The 4,408-nt window shown below is 59.2% G+C and carries 7 protein-coding genes, 1 tRNA gene and 1 pseudogene; 6 read left to right on the top strand and 3 right to left on the bottom strand.

The genetic code is table 11. The annotated features are described in order from the left end of the window. Positions 1-190 precede the first annotated feature (190 nt). Positions 191-1,168: a universal stress protein gene (locus tag FEF26_RS15120; protein WP_138254366.1), complete on the top strand. Its 978-nt coding sequence runs from the start codon at positions 191-193 to the stop codon at positions 1,166-1,168. Between the two features lie 87 nt (positions 1,169-1,255). Beyond that, positions 1,256-1,331 (top strand) — tRNA-Thr (locus FEF26_RS15115). A gap of 44 nt (positions 1,332-1,375) precedes the next feature. Here FEF26_RS15115 and FEF26_RS15830 read toward each other — a convergent pair. Next, a complete protein-coding gene (locus tag FEF26_RS15830) occupies positions 1,376-1,513 on the bottom strand; it encodes a hypothetical protein (RefSeq protein ID WP_166433074.1) in 138 nt (45 codons plus the stop codon). Between the two features lie 125 nt (positions 1,514-1,638). On the opposite strand from FEF26_RS15830, the gene FEF26_RS15110 reads away from it, so the two are divergent. After that, on the top strand, positions 1,639-1,809 hold the full coding sequence (locus FEF26_RS15110; protein ID WP_166433073.1) for a hypothetical protein: 171 nt from the start codon (positions 1,639-1,641) through the stop codon (positions 1,807-1,809). On the opposite strand, the gene FEF26_RS15105 is transcribed toward FEF26_RS15110, so the two are convergent. Continuing rightward, positions 1,800-2,042 carry a hypothetical protein gene (locus tag FEF26_RS15105; protein ID WP_138254364.1) on the bottom strand — a complete coding sequence of 81 codons (243 nt, stop codon included), beginning with the start codon at positions 2,040-2,042 and terminating at the stop codon, positions 1,800-1,802. The two genes, FEF26_RS15110 and FEF26_RS15105, sit on opposite strands and share 10 nt — an antisense overlap. Positions 2,043-2,116: 74 nt before the next feature. Here FEF26_RS15105 and FEF26_RS15100 point away from each other — a divergent pair, with 74 nt between their 5' ends. Next, positions 2,117-2,305, top strand: a complete 189-nt coding sequence (locus FEF26_RS15100) for a hypothetical protein (protein WP_138254363.1) — start codon at positions 2,117-2,119, stop codon at positions 2,303-2,305. 93 nt (positions 2,306-2,398) lie between these two features. Here the strand turns inward: FEF26_RS15100 and FEF26_RS15095 are convergent, their stop codons facing one another. Next, positions 2,399-2,815, bottom strand: coding sequence for a hypothetical protein (locus FEF26_RS15095; RefSeq protein WP_138254362.1), 417 nt, complete (start codon positions 2,813-2,815; stop codon positions 2,399-2,401). A gap of 329 nt (positions 2,816-3,144) precedes the next feature. On the opposite strand from FEF26_RS15095, the pseudogene FEF26_RS16200 reads away from it, so the two are divergent. Together FEF26_RS16200 and FEF26_RS15090 are read left to right on the top strand one after the other, a co-directional pair. Then, positions 3,145-3,435 (top strand): annotated as a pseudogene (locus FEF26_RS16200) (winged helix-turn-helix domain-containing protein); the annotation flags it as partial. 30 nt (positions 3,436-3,465) lie between these two features. Continuing rightward, the gene (locus FEF26_RS15090; RefSeq protein WP_243730622.1) at positions 3,466-4,098 is read left to right on the top strand and encodes a restriction endonuclease; all 633 of its coding nucleotides are present in this window, start codon (positions 3,466-3,468) and stop codon (positions 4,096-4,098) included. Positions 4,099-4,408: the final 310 nt, after the last annotated feature.

The raw sequence follows: 4,408 nt of genomic DNA, 5'->3' as shown, positions 1-4,408 counted from the left end.
TTGAGGATTCACGGGCCAAGGAACTGCACTCTGAGATCGACCGGTGGATCGCAGGATAACGGGACCTTCTCCCATCCCTTCGGAGCACTGCAATGGCAGCGCATTAGCTCTGGTCATGTGATTGGCGCCACTGATAGCCTGAGAGCGCGTGACGAGGTCGTCACCGCGAGGCAATGCTCAGGAGGCAGCCATGGTGTTGGACACGAATGGATCACTGGGAGTTCTGGTCGGATTCGATGGGTCAGATCATGCGATCCGAGCGTTGCAGTGGGGTGCGGCGGAGGCCTGGCGCCGGGGCGTGCCGGTGACGGTGATCACCGCGTTCACTGTCCCTCGGGCCATCTCTGGGTACACCGACAGCACCACTGAGATGACGGGCCGGTCGTTGGCCCGTGAGGGTGCGGAAGAGACTTTGGCAGAGGCTCGCGAGATTCTCCGGGACTTCCCTGGCGAGGCCACTTTCCATGTGGAGTATGGCGACGCCGCCGGGGTTTTGGTTGCCCATTCGCCCAATGCGGAGATCGCGGTGGTGGGAGCCCGCGGCCTGGGCGGGTTCATCGGCCGTGTTCTGGGTTCGGTGTCATCGGCTTTGCCTGCGCACTCGGCGTGCCCAGCGGTAGTCATTGGTCGCAGCTACGAGTTCACCACTGAGGGTGACGACCCGTGGATCAGCAGCGATGAGCGTCCGGTTGTGGTGGGTATGGACTCATCCCACGGGTCGAAATATGCGGCTTTGCGGGCCGCCGAGGTCGCCGCTCATCACCAGGTTCCGCTGCGTGTGGTGATGGCTGTGCCGCCGTTGGATGGCGCCCTGATGTGGTATCCGGAGTTGGGTCCTCGCAATGATGAGCGTGAGCGGCGCCGGCAAGAGCTGGAGGACCGGCTGCAGATTGTTGTGCGGTGGCTATCTGAGCATTTTGAACATTTGGTGATCAGCTGCGCGGTGATCGATGGGCTGCCGGTGGAGGTTCTCCGGGAGGAGACGCATAAGTCGCAGCTGACGGTGGTGGGAACCCGGGGGCGTGGCGGGCTGGCCAGTGCCCTGTTGGGGTCGACGTCATCCTCGTTGCTGATGCACGCGGCTGGTCCGGTGATGGTGGTGCCTGAATCGGAGGACCCACGCATGCCGGACGATGATCATGCGGCAGCGCACGCTCCTTTGAGGTGACGCTGGCAGGGGTCACAGTGCTCTTCCAGTGCGAAGTGGCGGGGTTGTGTGGCCGGGCGGTACCATTGTTGATCGCGCCCGGCGCATGCCTCCTTAGCTCAGCTGGTAGAGCGTTCCACTCGTAATGGAAAGGTCACCGGTTCAAATCCGGTAGGAGGCTCCACGAAACCCCCTCGATCACTGGCTGGAAGCCTGCCCGGACCGTAGTCACCGATGAGTGAGCTGCTCGCCCTGGTCTCTTCGGGCGTCGTAAGCCACAACCGACCCCAACACCGCGAGCGTCAACACCAGGGCACCGAACAACACCAAGGGAAGCTGACCGGTGATACTCAGAAACTCAGACATGTTTTCCATGCCTTTGACGCTACGGAACCCCACTGCGACAAGCATCGCCCCCCAGTAGGAAACCCATCTCATACTCCAGGTGGAGAGGCTCGCCCGTTATGAGTCCTCCGCCGCCCAAGACACCCATGACTGCGAATTTCACCCGTACCGTCACCGGCGACGAAACAGAAACCACTCAGGCCGCCGACCACGTCATCTTGGCCACCCTCCGCGAGATCCGTGACAACACCAGCCGCACGGCACGAGCATTGGAACGGCCCACCTTATGGCTAGGAATGACGCGAACTCAGAGTTGAGTGATGAGCACGACCACCTGCAGCACCGCGATCACGATGAACCCAATGCCAATGACCAGCGTCGCCCCGCCGTTGTCGCTGAATGCGTCCAAACGCATCAGCTTCGGCAAGCCGATCTTCTTCTCTATGGCGACAACGTCGCGCTGAAAACGCTTCCGAAAGATGATCAACAACGGGCCCATCACAAAGCCCACAACAGGTATGAAGAACACCCAGACCGGCACAGATTCCATCCCCCGACCCTATGCGGCACACAACTAGCATCCAACCCACGACGTCAGATTGAATCCATCTCAGGAGGAACAACGTGCCTTGGATGATCAACACCCCAGACGGCCGCCAGTACACCTGCGATGTGTTCGATGCACCCCGGGGTGGCACGCTCCACATATGCTCACCGGACGCCACTAGGGCAGCAACACTCGGGCCCACCACTGGCACCTCCACTCCCGGGGTGGCTCCCACCGAATTCACTGTCGAATCGGTTGAACCATGAGCACCTGTAGAGCATGGGTCAACAGCAACGGAGGGAATCGGTACTGCCATACTCACGCCACCAAAGGGGCTCTCACCCGACATGACGGGGCCGTCAGGAACGAGGGAAAGCGATGAACTCGAAGCCCATCAGTTGATCCACTCCGCTATTGATGCGGTGCATGTCGTCGTGCTCACCGCGCAGGTGGAACTGGACAGACTGGCGGTGCTTGTCAGCTCCAGGCGTCCATTCCACCACCAGGTCCCTATCCGGATGGACGTCAAAGTCCTTTCGGTTCCGCTGTTCGTTAGTGAGCATTTGAACCTTCATAGGGCGCCCATGAGGGTCTGCAGCGCGAAGCGTGAACCTTACCGGTTCTCCCGTGACAATCTCCACGGCAGGTCCGGTGTTGACGTGGATGTTCCCGTGCGGCAGGGCGGAGGCCTCGTGACCCTTGGAGCTAAGCGCGACGGTGAAGTACGGGAAATGGGCCATGGATCGATCGGCTGTGGAGCGGGTCTCTTCCGACATGTGCGAATCCTTAGAGTGCGATTTACCGGAAAACGAAACCGGAGCGCTTTCTGCGCCTGCATCAATGCTAGAGGCTTCCCCGGATATGCCGAATGGTCATTGAACGCGTCCTCCAAATACCCCCGATTGCCCCACACAATCCGATCACATGCCGAACAGCCTGCCAACTTATTTTGCGCGTGTTGAACTTGAGGTTTTCTGATCTCGCGTGGCGGTCGGTGCGGGATTCCATGAACAGCAAATGACGCCTTACATACCTTTTCGACCAGCGCCTTCAAAAGGCGAGTAATCACGACTGATGACCTTGGCAGGTAGATTAGGGTTAAACAATGGTTGACCTTCGGCAGTCCACGCCTGCTCCTTCGAGCGAAGTCCCTCCTTGGCCAGTCTTTGTTCAGCACATCCTGGCCGTACTCTCTCGCGAGCCAGAGCTTCCACGGAGGATCTTGCGAGAAAAAGTCCTCGATGCGTCTGGAATCTCCGCAGAGGCGCGGGCCGAGAGGATCCCAAGTGGATATCTGAGGGCCTCGAACAGAGTCGATTGGGCCATCACTCACCTATCCAAAGCGGGATATGTACACGCCGTTCGGAGAGGCGTTCAGGCAATCACTGATGCTGGTCGGGAGTGGTACGCCAATAACCCGCAAGGTGTGAGCGACTATTCAGAAGCCAACCGAGTCTTCAAGGCTTTTTGGCCTGAAAAGGCCGAGGCGACCTCCGCCGCGATACCTGCTGAAGAGGTTGTAGGCGAGGTTGGAGGTACTCCCACGGAGCAAGTCGAGGTTGGCATTGAGGAACTGAACTCCGAGGTAGCTGAGGATCTCCTCCAGAGGCTCCAGTCATCCGACCCCGAATTCTTTGAAGGTTCAGTGGTCGACCTCCTCCTCGCCATGGGATACGGAGGCACAGAGCAAAGAGGCCGACGCATCGGAGGCTCAGGAGATGGTGGTGTCGATGGAGTCATAGACCAAGATGCACTGGGCTTGGAACAGGTCTATGTCCAAGCCAAGCGTTACGCCACGGGTAATTCAGTGGGAAGGGAAGCGGTCCAGGCCTTCATCGGGGCCCTTCATGGACGCGGTGCCCAGCGGGGCGTGTTCATCACAACCAGTGACTTCACCAAGCACGCCAAGGAGTACGCGGGATCTGTACCTACCAGGGTCGTGTTGATCGGAGGCGCCCAGTTGGTGCGTCTGATGTTGAGGTACAAGGTGGGTGTCCAGGTGAAGGAGACCTATCTCGTGTACTCCGTCGACGAGGACTATTTCGCGGAGCTTGCATAGGGACCGTCCAGGCTCAGCGGTTCACGAAGTCCCGCGAAGACATCAGGACATTACCCGAGGCTCCGAGGTCCCGAGTGAGATGGAGCAGAGCTACCACAGCGGACTGACTTGAGAGATTTTTTTGGGCCTAGGTGCGCAGAACAAAGTGTCCAGTCTCCCACGACATCATGTCTCTTCCACATCAGAACAAAATGATGGTCTAGTTGAGGGCCAGTGTTAGAGCCAGAACACCGGACCGCACTCTCGGAGCGTGTCAAATCAAGTGAGACGTGGAGCGGTACGGGTTACTTCACTGGATCTGGTTCTGGGG

Source organism: Nesterenkonia salmonea, assembly GCF_005771525.1.
GTDB classification, from domain to species: Bacteria; Actinomycetota; Actinomycetes; order Actinomycetales; family Micrococcaceae; genus Nesterenkonia; species Nesterenkonia salmonea.
Note: the sequence above shows the minus strand (reverse complement) of the source record. Positions and strands in the feature narration are given on the sequence as shown.

Excerpts from the sequence above, each read along its gene's own strand:
- FEF26_RS15120 (WP_138254366.1), top strand. The coding sequence starts at position 191 with ATGGTGTTGGACACGAATGGATCACTGGGAGTTCTGGTCGGATTCGAT.
- FEF26_RS15830 (WP_166433074.1), bottom strand. The coding sequence starts at position 1,513 with ATGTCTGAGTTTCTGAGTATCACCGGTCAGCTTCCCTTGGTGTTGTTC.
- FEF26_RS15110 (WP_166433073.1), top strand. The coding sequence starts at position 1,639 with ATGACTGCGAATTTCACCCGTACCGTCACCGGCGACGAAACAGAAACC.
- FEF26_RS15105 (WP_138254364.1), bottom strand. The coding sequence starts at position 2,042 with ATGGAATCTGTGCCGGTCTGGGTGTTCTTCATACCTGTTGTGGGCTTT.
- FEF26_RS15095 (WP_138254362.1), bottom strand. The coding sequence starts at position 2,815 with ATGTCGGAAGAGACCCGCTCCACAGCCGATCGATCCATGGCCCATTTC.